Source organism: Pseudomonas sp. AP19 (assembly GCF_001728855.1).
Lineage (GTDB): Bacteria > Pseudomonadota > Gammaproteobacteria > Pseudomonadales > Pseudomonadaceae > Aquipseudomonas > Aquipseudomonas fluorescens.
This window is the reverse complement of record NZ_LXJP01000087.1, coordinates 1-17,629: the sequence shown is the minus strand read 5'-3', so window position 1 is coordinate 17,629 and position 17,629 is coordinate 1. Positions and strand designations below refer to the sequence as shown.

Annotated in this window: 19 protein-coding genes and 3 pseudogenes; 12 read left to right on the top strand and 10 right to left on the bottom strand. The window is 54.1% G+C overall.

Features of this window, described 5'->3' with window-relative positions:
* The 3 genes and pseudogenes from A7D21_RS32275 to A7D21_RS32270 form a co-directional block, all read right to left on the bottom strand.
* Positions 1 to 237, bottom strand: a 237-nt coding sequence (locus A7D21_RS32275; RefSeq protein ID WP_256556934.1) for a helix-turn-helix domain-containing protein, incomplete at its 3' end; no start/stop codon positions are given.
* A 116-nt stretch (positions 238 to 353) separates the two neighbouring features.
* A pseudogene (locus A7D21_RS36420) lies at positions 354 to 469 on the bottom strand (universal stress protein); the annotation flags it as partial.
* Between the two features lie 11 nt (positions 470 to 480).
* Positions 481 to 1,968 (bottom strand): SulP family inorganic anion transporter, encoded by a 1,488-nt coding sequence (locus tag A7D21_RS32270; protein ID WP_019819612.1) that lies wholly within the window; start codon positions 1,966 to 1,968, stop codon positions 481 to 483.
* An 851-nt stretch (positions 1,969 to 2,819) separates the two neighbouring features.
* On the opposite strand from A7D21_RS32270, the gene A7D21_RS32265 reads away from it, so the two are divergent.
* Positions 2,820 to 3,950 carry a sensor histidine kinase gene (locus A7D21_RS32265; protein ID WP_019819614.1) on the top strand — a complete coding sequence of 377 codons (1,131 nt, stop codon included), beginning with the start codon at positions 2,820 to 2,822 and terminating at the stop codon, positions 3,948 to 3,950.
* A gap of 910 nt (positions 3,951 to 4,860) precedes the next feature.
* On the opposite strand, the gene A7D21_RS34930 is transcribed toward A7D21_RS32265, so the two are convergent.
* Genes A7D21_RS34930 through A7D21_RS32250 form a run of 3 tightly spaced genes read right to left on the bottom strand, consistent with a single transcriptional unit; the run spans position 4,861 to position 5,836 of the window.
* Entirely contained in the window at positions 4,861 to 5,139 is a 279-nt protein-coding gene (locus tag A7D21_RS34930; RefSeq protein WP_019819619.1) for a type II toxin-antitoxin system RelE/ParE family toxin, read from the bottom strand.
* 59 nt (positions 5,140 to 5,198) lie between these two features.
* Positions 5,199 to 5,411: a CopG family ribbon-helix-helix protein gene (locus A7D21_RS32255; RefSeq protein ID WP_019819621.1), complete on the bottom strand. Its 213-nt coding sequence runs from the start codon at positions 5,409 to 5,411 to the stop codon at positions 5,199 to 5,201.
* Between the two features lie 14 nt (positions 5,412 to 5,425).
* Entirely contained in the window at positions 5,426 to 5,836 is a 411-nt protein-coding gene (locus tag A7D21_RS32250) for a hypothetical protein (protein WP_019819623.1), read from the bottom strand.
* Between the two features lie 351 nt (positions 5,837 to 6,187).
* Here A7D21_RS32250 and A7D21_RS32245 point away from each other — a divergent pair.
* The 11 genes and pseudogenes from A7D21_RS32245 to A7D21_RS32195 form a co-directional block, all read left to right on the top strand.
* Positions 6,188 to 7,156 (top strand): annotated as a pseudogene (locus A7D21_RS32245) (DUF4113 domain-containing protein); the annotation flags it as partial.
* Between the two features lie 28 nt (positions 7,157 to 7,184).
* Positions 7,185 to 7,813, top strand: a pseudogene (locus tag A7D21_RS32240) (SOS response-associated peptidase).
* 50 nt (positions 7,814 to 7,863) lie between these two features.
* Positions 7,864 to 8,061 (top strand): hypothetical protein, encoded by a 198-nt coding sequence (locus A7D21_RS32235; protein WP_069553670.1) that lies wholly within the window; start codon positions 7,864 to 7,866, stop codon positions 8,059 to 8,061.
* 35 nt (positions 8,062 to 8,096) lie between these two features.
* Positions 8,097 to 8,522, top strand: coding sequence for a hypothetical protein (locus A7D21_RS36415; protein WP_256556933.1), 426 nt, complete (start codon positions 8,097 to 8,099; stop codon positions 8,520 to 8,522).
* 359 nt (positions 8,523 to 8,881) lie between these two features.
* Positions 8,882 to 9,682, top strand: coding sequence for a phosphoadenosine phosphosulfate reductase family protein (locus tag A7D21_RS32225; protein ID WP_256556932.1), 801 nt, complete (start codon positions 8,882 to 8,884; stop codon positions 9,680 to 9,682).
* Positions 9,683 to 9,987: 305 nt separating this feature from the next.
* The gene (locus tag A7D21_RS32220; protein WP_069553669.1) at positions 9,988 to 10,299 is read left to right on the top strand and encodes a hypothetical protein; all 312 of its coding nucleotides are present in this window, start codon (positions 9,988 to 9,990) and stop codon (positions 10,297 to 10,299) included.
* A gap of 66 nt (positions 10,300 to 10,365) precedes the next feature.
* A complete protein-coding gene (locus A7D21_RS32215; protein WP_069553668.1) occupies positions 10,366 to 10,728 on the top strand; it encodes a hypothetical protein in 363 nt (120 codons plus the stop codon).
* A 458-nt stretch (positions 10,729 to 11,186) separates the two neighbouring features.
* Entirely contained in the window at positions 11,187 to 11,507 is a 321-nt protein-coding gene (locus A7D21_RS32210; protein ID WP_069553667.1) for a hypothetical protein, read from the top strand.
* Between the two features lie 241 nt (positions 11,508 to 11,748).
* Positions 11,749 to 12,228 (top strand): hypothetical protein, encoded by a 480-nt coding sequence (locus tag A7D21_RS32205; RefSeq protein ID WP_069553666.1) that lies wholly within the window; start codon positions 11,749 to 11,751, stop codon positions 12,226 to 12,228.
* Positions 12,229 to 12,835: 607 nt separating this feature from the next.
* A complete protein-coding gene (locus A7D21_RS32200) occupies positions 12,836 to 14,374 on the top strand; it encodes an IS3 family transposase (RefSeq protein ID WP_039615185.1) in 1,539 nt (512 codons plus the stop codon).
* Between the two features lie 185 nt (positions 14,375 to 14,559).
* Complete coding sequence (locus A7D21_RS32195; protein ID WP_032489165.1) at positions 14,560 to 14,889, top strand: four-helix bundle copper-binding protein; 330 nt, start codon at positions 14,560 to 14,562, stop codon at positions 14,887 to 14,889.
* A 185-nt stretch (positions 14,890 to 15,074) separates the two neighbouring features.
* Here A7D21_RS32195 and A7D21_RS32190 read toward each other — a convergent pair whose 3' ends face one another.
* The 4 genes from A7D21_RS32190 to A7D21_RS32175 form a co-directional block, all read right to left on the bottom strand.
* The gene (locus tag A7D21_RS32190; RefSeq protein ID WP_003458515.1) at positions 15,075 to 15,344 is read right to left on the bottom strand and encodes a hypothetical protein; all 270 of its coding nucleotides are present in this window, start codon (positions 15,342 to 15,344) and stop codon (positions 15,075 to 15,077) included.
* The gene (locus A7D21_RS32185) at positions 15,334 to 16,965 is read right to left on the bottom strand and encodes an IS66 family transposase (protein WP_004423346.1); all 1,632 of its coding nucleotides are present in this window, start codon (positions 16,963 to 16,965) and stop codon (positions 15,334 to 15,336) included. The genes A7D21_RS32190 and A7D21_RS32185 overlap by 11 nt, the downstream gene beginning before the upstream one ends.
* Before the next feature lie 28 nt (positions 16,966 to 16,993).
* Positions 16,994 to 17,338 carry an IS66 family insertion sequence element accessory protein TnpB gene (tnpB, locus tag A7D21_RS32180; protein WP_004423345.1) on the bottom strand — a complete coding sequence of 115 codons (345 nt, stop codon included), beginning with the start codon at positions 17,336 to 17,338 and terminating at the stop codon, positions 16,994 to 16,996.
* Positions 17,335 to 17,629, bottom strand: a 295-nt coding sequence (locus A7D21_RS32175; RefSeq protein ID WP_256556931.1) for an IS66 family insertion sequence element accessory protein TnpB, incomplete at its 5' end; no start/stop codon positions are given. The genes tnpB and A7D21_RS32175, both read right to left, overlap by 4 nt.

The following is a 17,629-nucleotide window of genomic DNA, read 5'->3' as shown; positions in this document are numbered from 1 at the left end:
ACTCCTGCGGTTGTGCTTTGCCCGAAACGAATCGGCCTTGAGCGCCTGATCCAGCGTCTCGTGAAATGGACTGAGTTTGTTGAAGGTTGCGCACCGTTGGTACGCCGGCTGGGTGGCTTCGGGTGCTCTGACCCATTTTCGAATGGTGTTTCTCGACAGTCCGGTACGCTTGGCTATCTGATGCAGCGAGAGCTTGTCGCGGAAGTACATCCGCCGGATTTTTCCCAACATTTCCATGCTGATCACCCTGTGTTCTCCTGCTCGAAAAGTGAGCAGAAGCAGTTGAACACCTGGGTCAGTTTTCAGTCGGCAGAACAGCCTTTACTGGGTCAGTTTTCGGTCAGCGGCAACATATCCAGCACATGAAGCAAGGTCAGGGGGAGCGCTGAGACGTTGCGAAGCCCATGCTGCGTAATCACAGACCGCCAATGCGGATTGTGAGTTATCTGCATGCCATTACGTGGGTCATTGTCGTCCTCCTTAGTGGCTCATGAGCTTGTCGATGGCACCGGGTTTGTCATGCATACCGAAGCGGTCAACGATTGTTGCGCTGGCTTCATTGAGACCGAGCACTTCAACCTCAGCGCCCTCACGGCGGAACTTGATCACGACCTTATCCAGCGCTGCGACGGCGGTAATATCCCAGAAATGCGCCTGTGTGAGATCGACGGTGACCTTTTTCAGCGCTTGCTTGAAGTCAAAACCCTCAGTGAACTTGTCTGCAGAGCTGAAGAACACCTGGCCCACAACGTAATAAGTCCGATGCGATTGCGCCTCTTGCAGAGTGCTCTTGATGTCCAGATAGTGTCCGACCTTGTTGGCAAAGAACAGGGACGCCAGCAGCACACCGACCAATACGCCGTAGGCCAGGTTGTGAGTGGCCACGACGACCACGACGGTCGCCACCATGACGAGGTTGGTCGACAGCGGATGCTCTTTCATATTGCGCAAGGAATCCCAGCTAAAGGTACCGATGGACACCATAATCATCACTGCCACGAGTGCCGCCATCGGGATTTTAGAGAGCCATTCGCCAAGAAATACCACCATCAGCAGCAGGAAAACGCCGGCACACAATGTCGAGAGGCGGGTGCGGCCACCAGATTTCACGTTGATGACTGACTGGCCGATCATCGCGCAACCTGCCATCCCGCCGAGCATGCCAGCGGCGATGTTGGCCACACCCTGACCTTTGCACTCGCGGTTTTTGTTGCTGGTGGTATCCGTCAGACCGTCGACGATGGTCGCGGTCATCATCGACTCCAATAGGCCTACAACTGCCAGCGCTGCGGAGTAAGGAAAGATGATGCGCAGGGTTTCAAAGTTCAGCGGCACTTCAGGCCACAGAAAAATCGGCAGTGTGTCCGGCAATTGGCCCATGTCACCCACGGTACGGATGTCCAGCCCGAGGTAAAAGGCAAGTGCAGTCAGTGTCAGGATGCACACTAATGGCGAAGGAATCAGCTTGCCAATCACAGGTACATACGGAAACAGGTAGATTATCCCTAGGCCCGCTGCGGTCATGGCGTAGACGTGCCAGGTCACGTTGGTCAATTCAGGTAACTGCGCCATAAAAATCAGAATCGCTAATGCGTTTACAAAACCCGTGATCACAGAGCGAGAGACGAAGCGCATCAGCGAACCTAGCTTCAGGTAACCCGCGAGGATTTGAAGTACCCCACAGAGCAACGTGGCTGCCAGCAGATACTGAAGTCCGTGCTCTTTAACCAAAGTAACCATGAGCAGTGCCATGGCGCCGGTAGCCGCCGAGATCATGCCGGGACGACCGCCGACGAAGGCAATAACAGCACAGATACAGAAGGAGGCGTAGAGACCAACCTTGGGGTCGACGCCGGCAATGATCGAGAAGGCAATGGCCTCCGGGATCAATGCCAGGGCGACTACGAGACCTGCTAGCACGTCTCCACGGACGTTGGAAAACCACGTTTGTTTGAGCGATTGCAGCATCAGAATATCCAAGGCAAAGCATCGCGCACGCCAAAGGAATGGCGAACGAATCGATACAAGTTCAAATTTTGAGGATTTTTTGCTGTGTGCTTGAGGTGCAAAAACCAGGCGTACAGCAGTGTGCGCCCGCGAGCGAGACTAGCGGAAGCAGGTGTTGCGAGGGGGGCGTAGCGCTAAGGCGGCGTAGGCTGCCAGTAGATCGTTTGGAGTACAGTCATGCTGATGTTCCTGTGCTCAAGGGGTATGCGGAACCGAAGTATACAATGAAGCCGTCGCCGATTGCGACCCGTTGCCAAGCTCTGCATGAGCTACGTCAGATATAGGCTTAGTCAATCGGTATACCTGCGGGCAAGACTTTGCTTTCCATTCATTCCTGTTCGAGCTGGTCTGTGTGCTGAGCGGTGAGTTGGCCAGACGGTTACTGTTAGCTGCCTTCGTGGCCGACCGGAGGCAGTTCTGCTCGCGTTTGATCGTCCAGGCTTATCGTCATGCTGGCGTGAACCTAGTGTCGGATGCGGACTTCTGCCATCCGGGGTGTTCCGGAAGGCGGCCGAGAGAACCCGGAAAAAACGTACGCTAACCTTTTGGTTTCTTCTAACCACAAGATACCGGCGCACTGAGCGCAGCGTAGGATGTCCAGCTGTTCCGCACGTAATAGTGTAGCAATGCACACTCTGCTATCATCCAATTTGCTCCCTGTGCGCGAGGCCATAGAAAAGTTCCAATTTTTTTGGGGCATTCCATCGAACCCGAGAGCACAGCTACTGGCCTTATTCCTGTGAGTGCACACTATGAACACCGTGACTCATCCCGTCAGTTCTAGTAAGTCCGCTCAAGAGGAAGCGCTCAGGATGAACGCTGTTCGCAGGTACGCCATCCTAGACACGCCTCCGGATGGCGCATTTGATCGTGTGACCGCGATAGCAGCTCGTCTTCTTGGAACTCCGATAGCAATCGTGAGCATCGTCGATACAGACCGAATCTGGTTCAAATCTCATCACGGACTCGACGTAAAACAAATTCCCCGCAATTCAGGCCTTTGTTCTTCCGCGATCCTCCAGGCAGAACCTTGGTTAGTAACGGACGCTAGACACGACCCTCGTACGCTCGTTAATCCCCTCGTCGCAGGCGAATTCGGGTTACAGTTTTATTTGGGAGTACCGCTTCATACCCACGACGGTTTCAATCTTGGCACGCTATGTGTTTTGGACACGCAGCCGCGTACGGTCACCCAAGACCAGCTAGACACATTGACGGATCTTGCAAGCGTTGTGATGGATCAACTGGAGCTGCGCCTGTCTGCTATGCGATCCATCGCGGAAAAGGAAGCGGCGCTGAATCATTCCCACTTAATGGCCGAAGAAATCGACCATCGTGTGATGAATAGCCTTCATCTGATTGTGTCGATGTTGAGCATTCAAAGTGCTCAGCTGGGCAGCTCTGAAGCGGCTAAGGAGATTTCCAGAGCGGCAACCAAGATATTTGCTGTAGCCAATGTGCATAAACATATTAATGTCGGCAAGGCAGCCTCTACGCTGGATAGTGCTGACTATCTCGTCCAATTGTGCGCTGGCTTATCTACGATGCTGGGATCTGAAAGCCAGATGGTAATCTCAGTCGACGCCGTCCCACTGGCGTTGGATAGTGAACAACTCAGCCGAATCGGTCTGATTGTTAACGAATTGGTGACCAATGCATTGAAATATGGAGCCTCTAAAATCAACGTTCATTTAACACCATATCAGCACCAATGCTGCTTGACTGTGAGCGACAATGGCAGAGGCCTCCCGACTGACTTTGATGTACATAAAATGTCGGGGCTGGGAATGAAGGTGATCACTGAACTGGTAAAGAACCTAGATGGTTCGCTAAGTCATGAGCCCAACGCAGACCTTGGAGGCACCGCGTTTCAGATAATTTTTTCTCCTGTGTTCAAGACTCGCCTCCCCGCAAGGCTGGTTCCTGATGGTCTTCTGAGATGAGCAGGGAGACCGTAACGTACAAGGACTTTAATGGAAACGGTCTGCAACTTCATCTCGGCGAGCGCTCTGTGTAAGGTTAATCTGAAACCCGTGTCGGGCAATGGATTGTCAGATATCGTATCCCTCGGATGCTCAAAAAGCCCGCCCAGCGTAGGCTTGAATGATTGGCGCTATCCAAGAGCAGCAATTATCCGCCACTGCTCATTACTGTTTTGTAGAGGTAACGACAGAGCTGCTCTTGCTGGGTTCTGTATTGGATTTCAAGACACACCACTGCTTCCATCTGACCCAGCCAAACGTCATCTGAAACGTGTTGCAGGTGATTAACCGTATCCCGCCAAGCAATGCGAGCCAGCTCAACGGCTTCCACCAATTCCACCAGGTACGAATCTGAAGCCAGCGTAGAGACTGTGTGCATTTAAAAAATCGCCACCCATGAGCCCTTCAAGGGCGCTGGCAGCGATCCCGCTTCGTGGTGCTCAACGTAAAATTCCAGCCAGCCAACGTACGTTCGGAGATTTTGTTCATTAAGTTGAGTGCCAAAATTTAAGGAAAATATTCGCTACGAATATGGCTTTCTCACGATAAGCAGCTACCGTAAAGTTGCCAATAAAATCTAACTGTGCTTTGTCCCTGCCTCGCAAGAGTCACGGCTGCTCCATGGAGGGGTAAATGGGCTGCTTGATATGCGCTCAAAAGACTGGTTTGCAACGGTCAATTGGCGATTGGGAGGAGCGTCACTGTGCTACCTGCGGGCATTACCGAATCTCAAGAAACTTTCTCGTTCTTATGGAAATACAGGGTCTGAAATTCAATATCGAGGAAACGAGACTCTGGCTGTCAACTCTGAGGAGAACTGATCCTCTCCCTGGAATCGTCGCGGAGAATGCGATTTGTGTTAAAAATTTATCTATCGGTTCTCGCGTTTATGCCACACGCGCAACAGGTAGACGATAGATCCCGTAATTTCGTAACGCATCTCGTAGTGGCCAATCAGGATTCGGCGCACATCGCTAGGTTCGAACTCATCTAGCCGCTCACCGATGCGTGGATTTGCCAGCAACGTTGTCGGGGCAACTGTTAGTTGCTGTACAGTACGAGCAGCGGCAGGCTGATCCACCACCGTCGCCAGAAATTCATATAGGCGAGCAAGGTCAGAAAGCGCTTTGCTGGTGCAATTCAACTCCATCAATTCGGGATTGCTAATGGCGATTCGGTGTTGGGGCTGTCGGCCCAGGCTTGGACAGCTTAGTGGTCAATCACATGACCAGCGTCTACATCGGCCAACGCTTCGCGTGTCAGGCGACTGCGCCCCCCTTCTTGGTCTATCCAAGCAGCCAGAGTCTGCTTGACGATCCAATTCTTGGAGCGCTCCAGCCGCTCAGCCATTAAATCTACCTTTTCGGCTAACTGCATAGGTACATGAGCGGTGACGGATCGAGTTTTTGCGGTAGTTGCCATGAAGACTGCTACTTCTAACCAATTGGCTGCACAAGGTGCATGCCTTGCCGGCGTTCAATCACAGCAGCTTCCGATGCCGCTTGGCGTAACGTAATGGCACGTTCGCTGGCTTGGCGTGCTTCGGCATAATCGCCATTTTTTCTGAGTTCATTGGCGCGCCATTCCGCCGCTTCGGCAGAAGCAAGCAACGCCAAAGAGTGCGGCACGTTTTGCTCTGATTTTTGATTCAGTTCTTGCGTGCTTCGATGGCGCTCGATCACGTGCGAGGCCTCGCGGGCCGCATTACGCAATTGGGTACGGGCAATATCGTAACTGTCATTGGGTACAGCTTCGAGGGTTTGGAGGCAATTATGCAACGACTCCACTGCCGTCAGCAGCTTATCAATTTTCTGTAACAGCTCAACTGTGTCAGGATGATTTTTCATGAAGCGTCACTTCTCTCGAATTGGTACGGTGGGGTTCGAGTGAGGAATGTCATCAGCAGCCGGTGGAATGACATGTGATTGAGCCTCTCATTCTACGCCAGCGTCCAAAAAAAATGATTCAAAGTAATCATAACTAATAATATTATGTTGACAAGCTGCGGTGTCAGGCTGGGCTATACCCTAACCTGATGTCAGCTCCTGCTGCTCGCAGTCAACAGCGGCTTTCGGTATGGACAGATTAGGCTCTGAAAGCGCTTCGTAGGTGGATATCCATGGTCATGGTGTATTCAGCGGGAAACTAGAGTTGGCGTGGGCTTCACTCATGTCCATGGGTTGACATCTTTCCTTTACATCGATGAAATTTTCTGTGACCTCACAGGTATGCCTGGTGACCTCACCGAATTTGGGAGAAAGATTCGTGCCAAGGTCCTAAAACACACCGGTATCCCGGTCGGTGTGGGCATTGCCCACACCAAAACGTTGGCAAAGCTGGCCAACCACACCGCAAAACGCCTGCAGGCGCAGACTGGCGGCGTGGTGGATCTGTGCGACCCGTTCAAACGCGATTGGGTGTTGCGCAATACGGCCGTCGAGGAAGTGTGGGGGATAGGTCGACGCATGACGGCGCACATGAATGCCATCGGGATCCACACTGCAATGGACCTGGCCAAGGCTGATCCGCTCTTGCTAGGCCGGAAATTCAGCGTTGTCCTGGAGAAAACCGTGCGTGAGCTTGCCGGCACATCGTGCCTGGCCCTGGAAGATGCGGCGCCGGCCAAGAAGGAGATCTGCTGCAGCAGAATGTTCGGCGTGCGCCTGGAGAGGATCGAGCCGATCAAAGAGGCTGTGGCCACCTACGCGCAGCGCGCTTCAGAAAAGCTCAGAGCCCAGCATTCGCTGTGCAAGAAGATCCGCGTCAGCATTCGCACAGGCATGTTTAACCCCGACGAGGCGCGTTACGCTAACGGCGTGTTGGTGGAGCTGCCCTATCCTACCAATGACGTGCGGTTGATCACCAAGGCCGCCACGCAGGCCGTGGAACGCCTTTTCCGTCCTGGGTTCCGATACAGCAAGGCCGAGGTGTTGCTGATGGATCTGCGTCAACCAGGTGAATTCACCGATGATCTGTTCGCACACACGCAGCCTGCGGCCGCGGACAAGGTGATGAGCGTCCTCGACGAGATCAATAACCGATGGGGACGCGGCACACTGCGCGCCGCCGCTGTGCCCGCGGCGCCGACCTGGGCGATGCGTCGGAAGTTGATGAGTCCGAGCTACACCACCAGGCTTGACCAGTTATGGACGGTAAACGCCAATTGAGGCGTCAGGATCCTGAGGGAGTGTGAATATGTGCAGTCATTACGAAGCACCGGCGCCGCAGCTGGTGGCCGAGACATTCGGCATCGATCCTTTTGAGCAGGTCAAACTGGACCTGTGGCCCGGCTACATTGGAGCGTTTATCCGCCGCGCGGAAAGCGTCGACCATGATGCGCTGACACCGGCGGCCGTCGAGGGCGTTCCAGGCGCGTTCGGGTTGATTCCGTTCTGGAGCAAGGACACGAAAATTTCCCGAAAAACCTACAATTGCCGATCGGAGACGGCCAACACAAAACCGTCCTTTCGGTCTGCCTGGCGGCAAGCCCAACACTGCATTATTCCTGCAGCAGCAATCTACGAACCCGACTGGCGCACGGGGAAGGCTATACCAACTAGAATAGTGCGGGCTGATGGTGAATTGATGGGCATTGCCGGTTTATGGGAACAATGGCACGAGCCTGGTACCGACAGGATCCTGCGCTGACGGTCAATGCCGATAATCATCCCTTCATGCGCAACTATCACAAGCCCCAGGATGAAAAACGTATGGTGGTGATTCTGCCCAAGGGGCTCTATGGTGATTGGTTGAAAGCATCTGCCAGCGATAGCATGGAGTTCATGCGTCAGTACCCGGCGGACCGCATGGCTGTCGCCATGTGAGGCTATGTTGCAGCCAACGCTAACGCAGTAGACAAAATGAGAGTGGTTTAATGACCAAAGAAGAACTGCGACAACAGCTGCAGAAGCAGTTTGAGCAGCACTTGCAAGCACACCCCGATGCGGTGACGCTGTATGCGGCAGAACCGGAACCAGAAACAAAGCCGTGGCGAAAGAAACCGAGCCTGCTTGATCAGGCGTTTGCGCAAAACCTGGCCGATATTGAAAAGACACTACAGGCCAAGGACTAACAGAGCTGCGCCTTGTGCCAATTATAAGGAAACTCATGGAACGTAATCAGAACCGTGTTGCTGAAATATGCGCGCTTGCTGTTGCTGTTGCGATGATTGGCTATATGGCAGCCAAAGCGTTTGCCGACCTGGTCGGTGTGGATGTTCCCGCAGGTGGACGACTGCTGTTCAGTATCATGCTGTGCCTGGGAATCATAGGGTATGCGGTGTGGAGTGAACTGACTGACGGGCTGTTCGGGTTCAGGGCGATGCTACCGCTGGCCTTGTCAACTCTGTGGAGTGGTATGTGGCCTGCGATGCAGTATTGGGGGGTGAAGTCGCTTTATTTCCCTGGGTTGCCGATCGACCAGCAAGACGTTGAATGGTGGGCTACCGGCTACATGCACTGGGGAGGAATGGCGGTATTGCTGGTTGGCGGCTATGCGATTGCATACTGGTCGTGGAAACGTAGCATCTACTAGGGTTTCAGTTCCCATGCAGGGTTGGGGCTGCTCATGTGGATGGTCAGTACGTCTAACTTTGGAGTTATTTTGCTTCAATAGAGGAAGGTTAACTGGGTACTTAAATCATGGCTATCAGCTTGACTAATGGCCGTTTTTTAATGCCAGTCTTCCTCGAATCTGCCACCGCTGCCACAGCGCATGGCACCGTTTCTTCGCGAATTGCTTTGAACACCCCCGTCAGTTTTGCCTGCAATTACCCCCCAAAGAGGGGTTGTTTATGGGGTTGCATTTTTTCCTGTCGTGAGACGATTTCCTCAAATTGCAGACGGCTTGATTTGCGAGATCGCCACTCACAACTGATGAGGAAAGGAAAAGTCATGAGTAGCCAGTTGAAGCTGTTGCTTGGCAATGAAGCGGATAATCGCGCATCTTGGGAAGATGAGGTTGATCGACTGATCGAGGAGGGCGCTCTGTTTGTAGCGAACCATTCGGGCGGTAAGGATTCCCAGGTGCAGCTGATCCGCCTACTGGAGCTTGTCCCAGCCTCACAACTGGTTGTAGTCCATGCCTCCCTTGGGGCCATGGAGTGGCCGGGGGCGATGGAGCTGGCACGTGATCAAGCTGCGGTAGCTGGGCTGCCCTTCATTGTGGCCACAGCGAAGAAGACACTGCTGGAAATGGTCGAACGCCGGTTTGAAAATCGCCCAGAAGTGCCGAGTTGGCCATCAGCCTCAACTCGCCAGTGCACCAGTGACTTGAAGCGCGGCCCGATTCAGCGCGAAGTGAGAAGCTATGCGAAAGCAAATGGCTTCAAAACCATTGTGAACTGTCTGGGGTTGCGTGCCCAGGAATCGCCAGGACGTGCCAAGCGTTCCGCATTCAGCCGGATGGCGATAAGCAACTCAGTACATACATGGTTCGAATTGCTTCCTGTTCATGACATGAGTGCGACTGAGGTGTTCGAATCTATCGCAAGGGCTGGCCAGAAGCCCCATTACGCCTATGCCTTGGGCAATGATCGTCTGAGTTGCGTGTTTTGCATAATGGCATCCAGGGCAGACCTAAAAAATGGTCGCGTCGCTCGCCCTGAGCTGTTCAGCCAGTACGTCGCCATGGAACAGCGCACCGGCTACACCATGCACATGAATCGAATCCCGCTCCTTGAGTTGGCGGCATGATGAGCATGAAAATAATCCGTGAGACCTATGGTGTTCCTGCTGAACGCGGCCAACGAGCGAGCTTCCTCTTGAGGGCACCGCTTCACAACATGGCACAATTCGTAGTGCTGGCGGCGGTTCGCTCTACGTCCAGTTAGACGGAAATAGGAAAAACAGGTTGAACAAACCGTTTGCTGGCCCTCAAGATTTTGCATAAGCCCTGAATGCCCGCGGTGTTTCCTTCGTCGAGATAGAACTGCATGACGCGGATTACGCAGAATCCAGTAATTGAATTTGGATGTTTTTAAGAAGTATGGGGGGCGGTAATGGTTTTTTCTGAGTTCATCAGGTTGAGCTTCATCCTGCTGTTGATTGGCGGGTTTCCTTTTTGGATGACTGTATTTAAATGGACTGTCAATGTCATGAAAGTTATCGGGGTTTTGTTGATGATTTTCGGCGTGTCTATAACCCTGCCGTGGGACGGTTATGGAGGATTTTTTGATCAGCTGGGTGCTACCGGCTACGTGGTGGCTATAGGTGGTCTCGTTGTGTTTTCGATCGGATTTTCCAAAGTTTGTGGGACCGGTGAAAAAACGAAAGACGTTCTGCCATCGAACGTAGTGAAGCTAAGAAAATAGAATCGTGCACCTTGAATTACAGGAGGCGCGGTTTTCGCGCCCGAGAGATCAGATAGGGACTACACCATGAACAAGTTGGAGCTCACTCTGATAGGTATGGCGCAACAGCAGCTTTCAGCAGTGCTGCGTTTCCATGCAAAACATGAAGCCAGAACGGTTACCGAAGACGATGAAGATGAATACCTTCGCGACAGTGGTGCTTTGAGCGCTCTGTTGGAGCTGGGACATTTGTCTGACAGTGGGATGGGGGAAGCAGCAGTAACCGCAATGCTTGAGGTCGAAGCCAAGCATTCCGCTGCTGTGCGTGCCGCGCACCCACTAGCGAAGGCTGCGGAGGCAATGAGCAAGAAATTTCCACCCAGGTATGTCACAGGTATACAAGATAGTCAGACGCTCCGCGCCGCCGACCCAGACGGACCAAATAGCTAAAGAAAACGTCGATCAGCTGCCACGCTGGCCCTGCCCTGATACCGGGGCCGCGGCGTTAGAATCAGTAGGCAACATTGCCTGTTATCTTGCCTAGGCAACATTGCCTACTAATGACTAAGTGAGGGATGAGTGGACAACCGAACACGTTATCTACTACTGCTCGAGACGTACGGTATCACTCAAGCAAAAAGCGCTGAGCTAATTGCAGCAGTGACTGCGCGGCCCTGCGCAGTGCGAACCGTCCGGTCGTGGCTCAACGATCCTGAAAAGCCAAGTTCAACGCCTTGTCCCGATTATGCCGTTGCGAATCTGGAAAAAGCTATTGAATACATGCAGCGCGCTTTGGCGCGACGTGCAGAAAGTCGCGGGAATTGACTCTTGCATCGTCAAACCCATCCTGTGTGGGCTTAGCCAGTACTAGACACACTTTTGCTTCTCAGAATATTGCAGGAGGACAAATGTCTTTCGTATTCACTCCATCACCACACTTCGTGCGCGCTGGCGATGAAGCTTCACACACCCTCGACACTGATGCTGAGACGGCAATCGATGTTGCAAGGCTGCGTAAATTTTACCCTGAGCTATCTGACTGGGGCGATTGGGCACTCCACGAAGCGTGGGGAAGCTTCTCTCAACAGGTGTACATGATGCATTGGCAAACTGTTAACGAACGAGAAGAGAATTTTCTCAATTTCTGTTGCTGGGAGCAGACACGAGGTGAGTTTCCTTGGGGTAACGACATCAGTGAATTAGCCAAAGCTGGTGCGTGGCGGGGTTAGGGGGAAAGTGGGAAGTGGATCTTGCGTGGGCAGATGCAGCGGCGCCCACCGTCGCAGAAGTGATTAGGGTTGAGTTTCGCACCCCATCAGTCACTGATATTGCAGGGATGGCAAGCGCGGCCCTGCGCAATCATAACTGAATTCACGGACAAGCCGCCTAGGTACGTCCAAGCCCCGCCTTCAAACGTGGGGCGTAGGTCGTATGAGAGGTGCGGGTTTCGCGTCTCAGAACGGAGTAACCATGATGACCACCATCGCAGAACTGCGCGTCGAGTATCTTCAAGACCTGAAACTGTCCGGCGTGAACCTGGACGAATTCGCTACTGCACTAAAGGACCTCAGTGCTTTGGGTCTTGAGCCTAGCGTCGAGAAACTTGCAGTCATCTTACTCGGCCAGATTCTTTCTTCCCAAGACGTATTGAGCTTGGCAAATGCTAAGGGGGCTGCACGCGGTTTCGCGCTTGGCGTAAATGTTATGGCTCAATGTGAAGGGCTCAATGAGTTCTTCGAGCAGGCCGCTAAGTCCATCCAGGCGCATCTGTCCGCCCTTGACAATGACGCTGCTGTGGCCGCTATCCAGTTCGCTCTTGACGATGATGAGGGAATGCAGTTCCTGCGACTTTGGAACGGGGGTGATTTCGATGTGATTCGCCGCGAGTGGCCCGAGGCTCCCGAGGAAGTTTTCATCGGCGCAGATCCGTTGCACAACCCGTCGAAGTAAGGTAGCTGTAGTGATTCGCACCTTCCTGAAAATGTAACAGCCCCCCGAAGGGGGGGGGGGCGTTTATAAGCTTGCATTAGTTCTTGTCTTGAGATGATTTGGCAGTATCAGGGCGCGGGTTGCGTGACGACAACAATGATTGAGGTGGATTTATGGTTTGGCTTTCTATCTGGACTGTCGGTGTTCTCTGCGGAGGCGGCTTGTATTTGGTTGCTCGGGCTATTGGACAGGTTGCGTACGAAATGGAGCGCGCAAACAGCTTGCGTGAGATGGAGGCAGTTAACGCTAAGACCGGGCCGCAGGTTACGGATAGGTAGGTAAGCCCATCCGTCGAACGTTGGGCAAGGTCAGTAGAGGCTCGCCGGTATGGCTGGAGTGCGCAATGAGGAAAAATTATGGACTTCAAAAATTCATCGAATGTAGCTGTATGGGGTTGTAAGCCGGAAACCCAGAAATTTCCGTCAGCCGATCAACATGGCTTGTCTCGCGCTTGGTCGATGAGTTCCTGCATCGCCCGCATGACTTCTTCGTGGGTGTATGTTGGCGCTGATGGAAAATTGACCCACCGGGGATGCGGCGGAAATCTTGGACTACCTGGAGGTAGTTCATGTATTCATACGAAGACCGTATCCGAGCGGTCAAGCTCTACATCAAACTGGGCAAGCGAACCGGGGCAACTATTCGTCAGTTGGGCTACCCGACGAAGAACTCTTTGAAGAGCTGGCACGCAGAGTATGAGCGATGCCTCGACCTGCCGCGTTGCTACGAGAACTCGAAGTCGAAGTACTCACCGGCCCAAAGGGAAAAGGCTGTCGAGCACTATCTCGAATACGGTCGCAACATCGCCGCTACCATCAAGGCGTTGGGCTACCCCGCGCGGGATTCTTTGCGTGCCTGGATTTACGAAATGCACCCCGAGTTGCATACGCGTGTTGTCAGTCGATCAGACGGGTTAGCCCGGCCGCCAGCGGTGAAGCAGGCAGCGGTCATCGCGCTGTGCACGCGAAAAGAAAGTGCGAAAGCCCTGGCTCAAAAGCTGGGCGTGTGCAGGCCGACCTTGTACAACTGGAAAAACCAGCTACTCGGCCCAGAGGTATCCCCATCCATGAAGTGTCGACTTGAACCCTCATCGTCACCGGAACGAGAGGAGTTGCAGCGGCAACTCGAATCTCTCCAGCTCGATGTTCGCCGTTTGCAGCTTGAACATGACCTGTTGATGAGGGCGAATGAACTCATAAAAAAAGAGACGGGCATCAACCGGCAAGTCCTGACCAATCGGGAGAAGACATTGCTGGCTGATGCCCTTAGGCATAGGTACTCCTTGCTAGAGCTGCTTGACGCGTTGGGCTTGGCCCGAAGCTCCTATTTCTATCATCGAGCCCGAATGCAGGTCGCGGAAAAGTACACCGAAGTGCGTCGTGCCATGGCGGACATATTCGAGCGCAATCATCGTTGCTATGGCTACCGTCGGATGCGAGCTTCGTTGAGCAGGCAGCGTGTGCGCCTTTCAGAGAAGGTGGTGCAGCGCTTGATGAAGCAGGAGTGCCTAGTCGTCGCCAAGCCGAAACGGCGTCGATACGGTTCCTACCTCGGGGAGATCAGTCCGGCGCCGGAAAACCTCCTCAACCGCGACTTCACGGCCCTAGCTCCGAATGAGAAATGGCTGACCGACATCTCGGAGTTCCAGATCCCGGCAGGCAAGGTGTACCTGTCCCCCATGATCGACTGCTTCGATGGGAAGGTAATCAGTTGGTCGATCGGCACGCGTCCCGACGCCGAGCTTGTGAACACGATGCTGGATGCAGCTATCGAAACGGTGGCCAGTAACGATAAACGGCCTGTTGTTCACTCCGATCGTGGCGCTCACTACCGCTGGCCCGGCTGGTTATCGCGCATCGCTGATGCGAAGCTGATTCGTTCGATGTCGCGCAAAGGCTGCTCACCAGACAACGCGGCTTGTGAAGGTTTCTTCGGCCGACTGAAAACGGAACTGTTCTATCCTCGCAACTGGCAGTCAACGAGCATCGAGCAGTTCATTCAGGCCTTGGATTCATACATTCGCTGGTACAACGAAAAACGTATAAAGATTTCCCTCGGCGCGCTCAGTCCCATTGAGTATCGTGAAAGCCTGGGCTTAGCGGCATAACCAGTCCAAGTTTTTGTCCGCATCCCCCCCCGGTGCGGTTGGATTTACCTTACAACATTGTAATGAAGTTTTTCGAAACGGGCTCGGTAGGAGCGTGTCATAATTCAGTGTCTGCTAACAGGCTGATGAGCCGTATCGGTCAGTAGGCACCGACGACATACAACTATCGAACCCTGGAGAACGCAATGACAAACTCAATGTTCGCTTCCTGTATCCAAGCTTGTTCGAACTGCGCCCTTGTGTGCGAAACGTGCGCCTCTGCTTGCCTGCGTGAGGATGACGTAAAAATGATGGCACGCTGCATCGAGCTTGACCGCGACTGCGCGGACATTTGTAGGTTGGCCGCCATACTGATGAGTCGCGAAAGTGATTACGCTAAAGAATTTTGTGCCCTTTGCGCCAAGATCTGCCGTGCATGCGGAGAGGAATGCGCGAAACATCAAGTGGATCACTGCCAAGAGTGTGCCAAAGCGTGCATGAAGTGCGCTGAAGAATGCGAGCGCATGGCTGCGTAACATTCGCGACTTGCTGCTCTGGCAAAGCTCGTCATCTCGTTGCCAGAGCAGCTTCGCCGGAATGACCTTATATCCCAGCATGTGCAGTTGAAGCTAAGCCAGCTGACTTGCTAGCAGAAAAGGCCTAGATATCCGCTGGCCGAGCTCACCCAAACCGTAAGCGTTCATTCCACGACGTACTGGACTTACTTTACGTCCCGAAGGGGCCTTAGCAATTCCGGTGAGACCTTGTACTGTTTCGTGCCGTTCTCGGCCAGGACGATCACGCTCTTGCGGTTGATCTTGGTGACGATCCCCATAGTCAAGCCAGTTCGGCTTTCGAAGGTCACCTTCAGCCCCACGTGCAGCCGACTCAGCGCCTGCAGGTTTTCTTGATCTTGCAGTTCATCAATGCGCCGGCAGATCATTCGGTTCAGCTCCAATAGCTGATCGATGCTCATGTCTTCAATGCGCATGGAGGGTGCCCTTTGGCTGTGCGGTCTGTCGATCAGAATGGCGCGGATCGATCAGCGAGCGTAACGGATTATCGGCGAACCGGGTCTTCCAGAGCCGAGGCGTCAGGTCAGCGACCTTGCTGGCCGGGTGCTGACTGATGCGCTGCAGCACGTCCACCAGATAGGTGTACGGGTTGATGTCGTGCAGTTTGCACGTAGTGATCAGGCTCTGGATGATGCCCACGTGTTCCGCGCCGAGTTCAGTCCAGCAGAACAGCCAGTTCTTGCGTCCCATGGGAATGGGGCGCAGGGCCCGTTCCAGGTGGTTGGTGTCTGGCTGGACGTCTGGGTCTTCCAGGAAGACGGTCAGGCTGGCTTCACGGCTGAGCACGTAGTTCAGTGCTTTGGTCAATAAATCACTGGGCAGCAGACCGCCCTGTGCCAGTTGATCCCGGCACCATTGGAAGAAGTCGCTGACCACCGGCTTTGAGTGGAGCAGCCGGTACTGGCGTTTCTTTTCGCCGGTCAGTTGCTGGACGCGGATCTCTTCTTCGTTGGTGTATAGCTTGGCAATCTGCTGAAGGGCTTCGGTGGCAGTTATCGGGTGGTCCTTCTGCGCCTCAATGAAGTAACGACGACTGTGCACCCAGCACTGCGCGTGGATGATGTTCTGCTGTGCGGCGGCATAGCGGGCATAAGCAGCATAGCCGTCACTGATCAGAGTTCCGCTGAACTGTTCGTTCAGTACCTGCTCGATATGGGCTCGGCCTCGACTGTTCGAGTAAGTGAACACCACTTCATCGGCATCGCCGTATAACGGCCAGAACCAGCCGGATTTCATCTTGCCTTTTTGTGGGCCTGCCCGACCCTGGTGGCCAGCTTTAATCGGCGTCTCATCCATCGCCAACACCCGGCTGCGCAGAACATTGTCGGTCTGGGCATCCACGATCGGCCGCAGCAGATCAATAGATCGCTTGATCAGATTGGTGAGGGTGCTGCGGCTGAGGGTAATACCCGCTTGCTGGATGCGTTGGTGTTGGCGATACAGCGGTAGGTGAAACTGGAACTTGTCGACCATCAGACCCGCCAACAAGCTGACGTCGGCCAGGCTGTTGTCCAGTACGTTGGACGGGGCCGGCGTGGTCACGGGCTTGTCGCTGCCCTTGCGCCGAAATACGGGGCGTTCCACTTGCAACACCACGTAACTGGACGTCCGCTGGGCCAGCCGATAGGTCGTTTTGGTGCCAAGGATGTCGTACTGGTCGGCGTCGGGGCCGCTTAGCTCCGGCGGCAGGTGTTCAACAACTTCCACTGGCACGTCCGCTGTAAAACGCAGACCCGTATCGTTCAGGCAGTCGTCGTCCCGCTGTTTCTTTCCGGTGCCTCGCTGATAAGCCCGAACCGGGCGTTTCTCCGCATCGAGAGGCTTCTCCGGGCTAGCCGCATCATTCGATTGGAACAGGCCGCCCTGCTCCGGGAGGTCATACACCTGCTTCTCGGACTTGGGGCCGAACAGCTGCTTCTTGAACCAGTCCAACTGCCGCTGCATGACCTGTAGCTGCTCACGCAACAGGGCATTCTCCTCGGCCAGTACCGAGTAGGAAGGGGCGTTGGAATAGGACGCGGAAGCCATTGAATTCATGGCCGATATTATACCGGAACACAACCCGCTACGTGCCCCGAAAACGCTTGAACTGACGGTACTTTTGCACCTCGATACCGTCAATCAGCAACTGGAGATCAGTCAGGTTTAAGGGGCGCTGTCCCGAAGAAGACGGCCGTACCCGGAACTGCCCCTGCTCCAGTCGCTTGGCCCACAGGCAGTAGCCCGTGGGCGTGAAATACAACATCTTCATTTGGGTCTTGCGACGGTTAACGAAGACAAAATACTGCCCGCTGAGCGGATCTTGCTTGAGTTGATTGCGGACCAGAGCGCTCAGCCCCCGGAAGGATTTGCGCATATCCGTGGGCTCGGTGCACAGCCAGATCCGGGCCTGGCTATCCAGACCGATCATCTGATCTGGCTCAGCCTTAGCTCAACACCATTACCCAGGCTCAGCACGATATTCCAGCCGCTTCCGGGAGAGGCCGAGTCATCCATCAGCGATGACAGATCCAGGAAGCTGGCATAACCAGAATCCGCAGCCTCACCGACCGGCTGACTCAACAGGCGCTTGCGCCAACTACAGAAGCTGGCATAACCGAGTTTGTGCTCCTTGCAGAACTGCGTGGCCGACAGGCCGCTGTCACGCTGCTGACCGATTAGGACTTGCCACTGTTCTGCGGTGCGGTGTTTTCTCATGGGG

Excerpts from the sequence above, each read along its gene's own strand:
- A7D21_RS32270 (WP_019819612.1), bottom strand. The coding sequence starts at position 1,968 with ATGCTGCAATCGCTCAAACAAACGTGGTTTTCCAACGTCCGTGGAGAC.
- A7D21_RS32265 (WP_019819614.1), top strand. The coding sequence starts at position 2,820 with ATGAACGCTGTTCGCAGGTACGCCATCCTAGACACGCCTCCGGATGGC.
- A7D21_RS34930 (WP_019819619.1), bottom strand. The coding sequence starts at position 5,139 with ATGGAGTTGAATTGCACCAGCAAAGCGCTTTCTGACCTTGCTCGCCTA.
- A7D21_RS32255 (WP_019819621.1), bottom strand. The coding sequence starts at position 5,411 with ATGGCAACTACCGCAAAAACTCGATCCGTCACCGCTCATGTACCTATG.
- A7D21_RS32250 (WP_019819623.1), bottom strand. The coding sequence starts at position 5,836 with ATGAAAAATCATCCTGACACAGTTGAGCTGTTACAGAAAATTGATAAG.
- A7D21_RS32235 (WP_069553670.1), top strand. The coding sequence starts at position 7,864 with ATGACCAAAGAAGAACTGCGACAACAGCTGCAGAAGCAGTTTGAGCAG.
- A7D21_RS36415 (WP_256556933.1), top strand. The coding sequence starts at position 8,097 with ATGGAACGTAATCAGAACCGTGTTGCTGAAATATGCGCGCTTGCTGTT.
- A7D21_RS32225 (WP_256556932.1), top strand. The coding sequence starts at position 8,882 with ATGAGTAGCCAGTTGAAGCTGTTGCTTGGCAATGAAGCGGATAATCGC.
- A7D21_RS32220 (WP_069553669.1), top strand. The coding sequence starts at position 9,988 with ATGGTTTTTTCTGAGTTCATCAGGTTGAGCTTCATCCTGCTGTTGATT.
- A7D21_RS32215 (WP_069553668.1), top strand. The coding sequence starts at position 10,366 with ATGAACAAGTTGGAGCTCACTCTGATAGGTATGGCGCAACAGCAGCTT.
- A7D21_RS32210 (WP_069553667.1), top strand. The coding sequence starts at position 11,187 with ATGTCTTTCGTATTCACTCCATCACCACACTTCGTGCGCGCTGGCGAT.
- A7D21_RS32205 (WP_069553666.1), top strand. The coding sequence starts at position 11,749 with ATGATGACCACCATCGCAGAACTGCGCGTCGAGTATCTTCAAGACCTG.
- A7D21_RS32200 (WP_039615185.1), top strand. The coding sequence starts at position 12,836 with ATGTATTCATACGAAGACCGTATCCGAGCGGTCAAGCTCTACATCAAA.
- A7D21_RS32195 (WP_032489165.1), top strand. The coding sequence starts at position 14,560 with ATGACAAACTCAATGTTCGCTTCCTGTATCCAAGCTTGTTCGAACTGC.
- A7D21_RS32190 (WP_003458515.1), bottom strand. The coding sequence starts at position 15,344 with ATGCGCATTGAAGACATGAGCATCGATCAGCTATTGGAGCTGAACCGA.
- A7D21_RS32185 (WP_004423346.1), bottom strand. The coding sequence starts at position 16,965 with ATGAATTCAATGGCTTCCGCGTCCTATTCCAACGCCCCTTCCTACTCG.
- tnpB (WP_004423345.1), bottom strand. The coding sequence starts at position 17,338 with ATGATCGGTCTGGATAGCCAGGCCCGGATCTGGCTGTGCACCGAGCCC.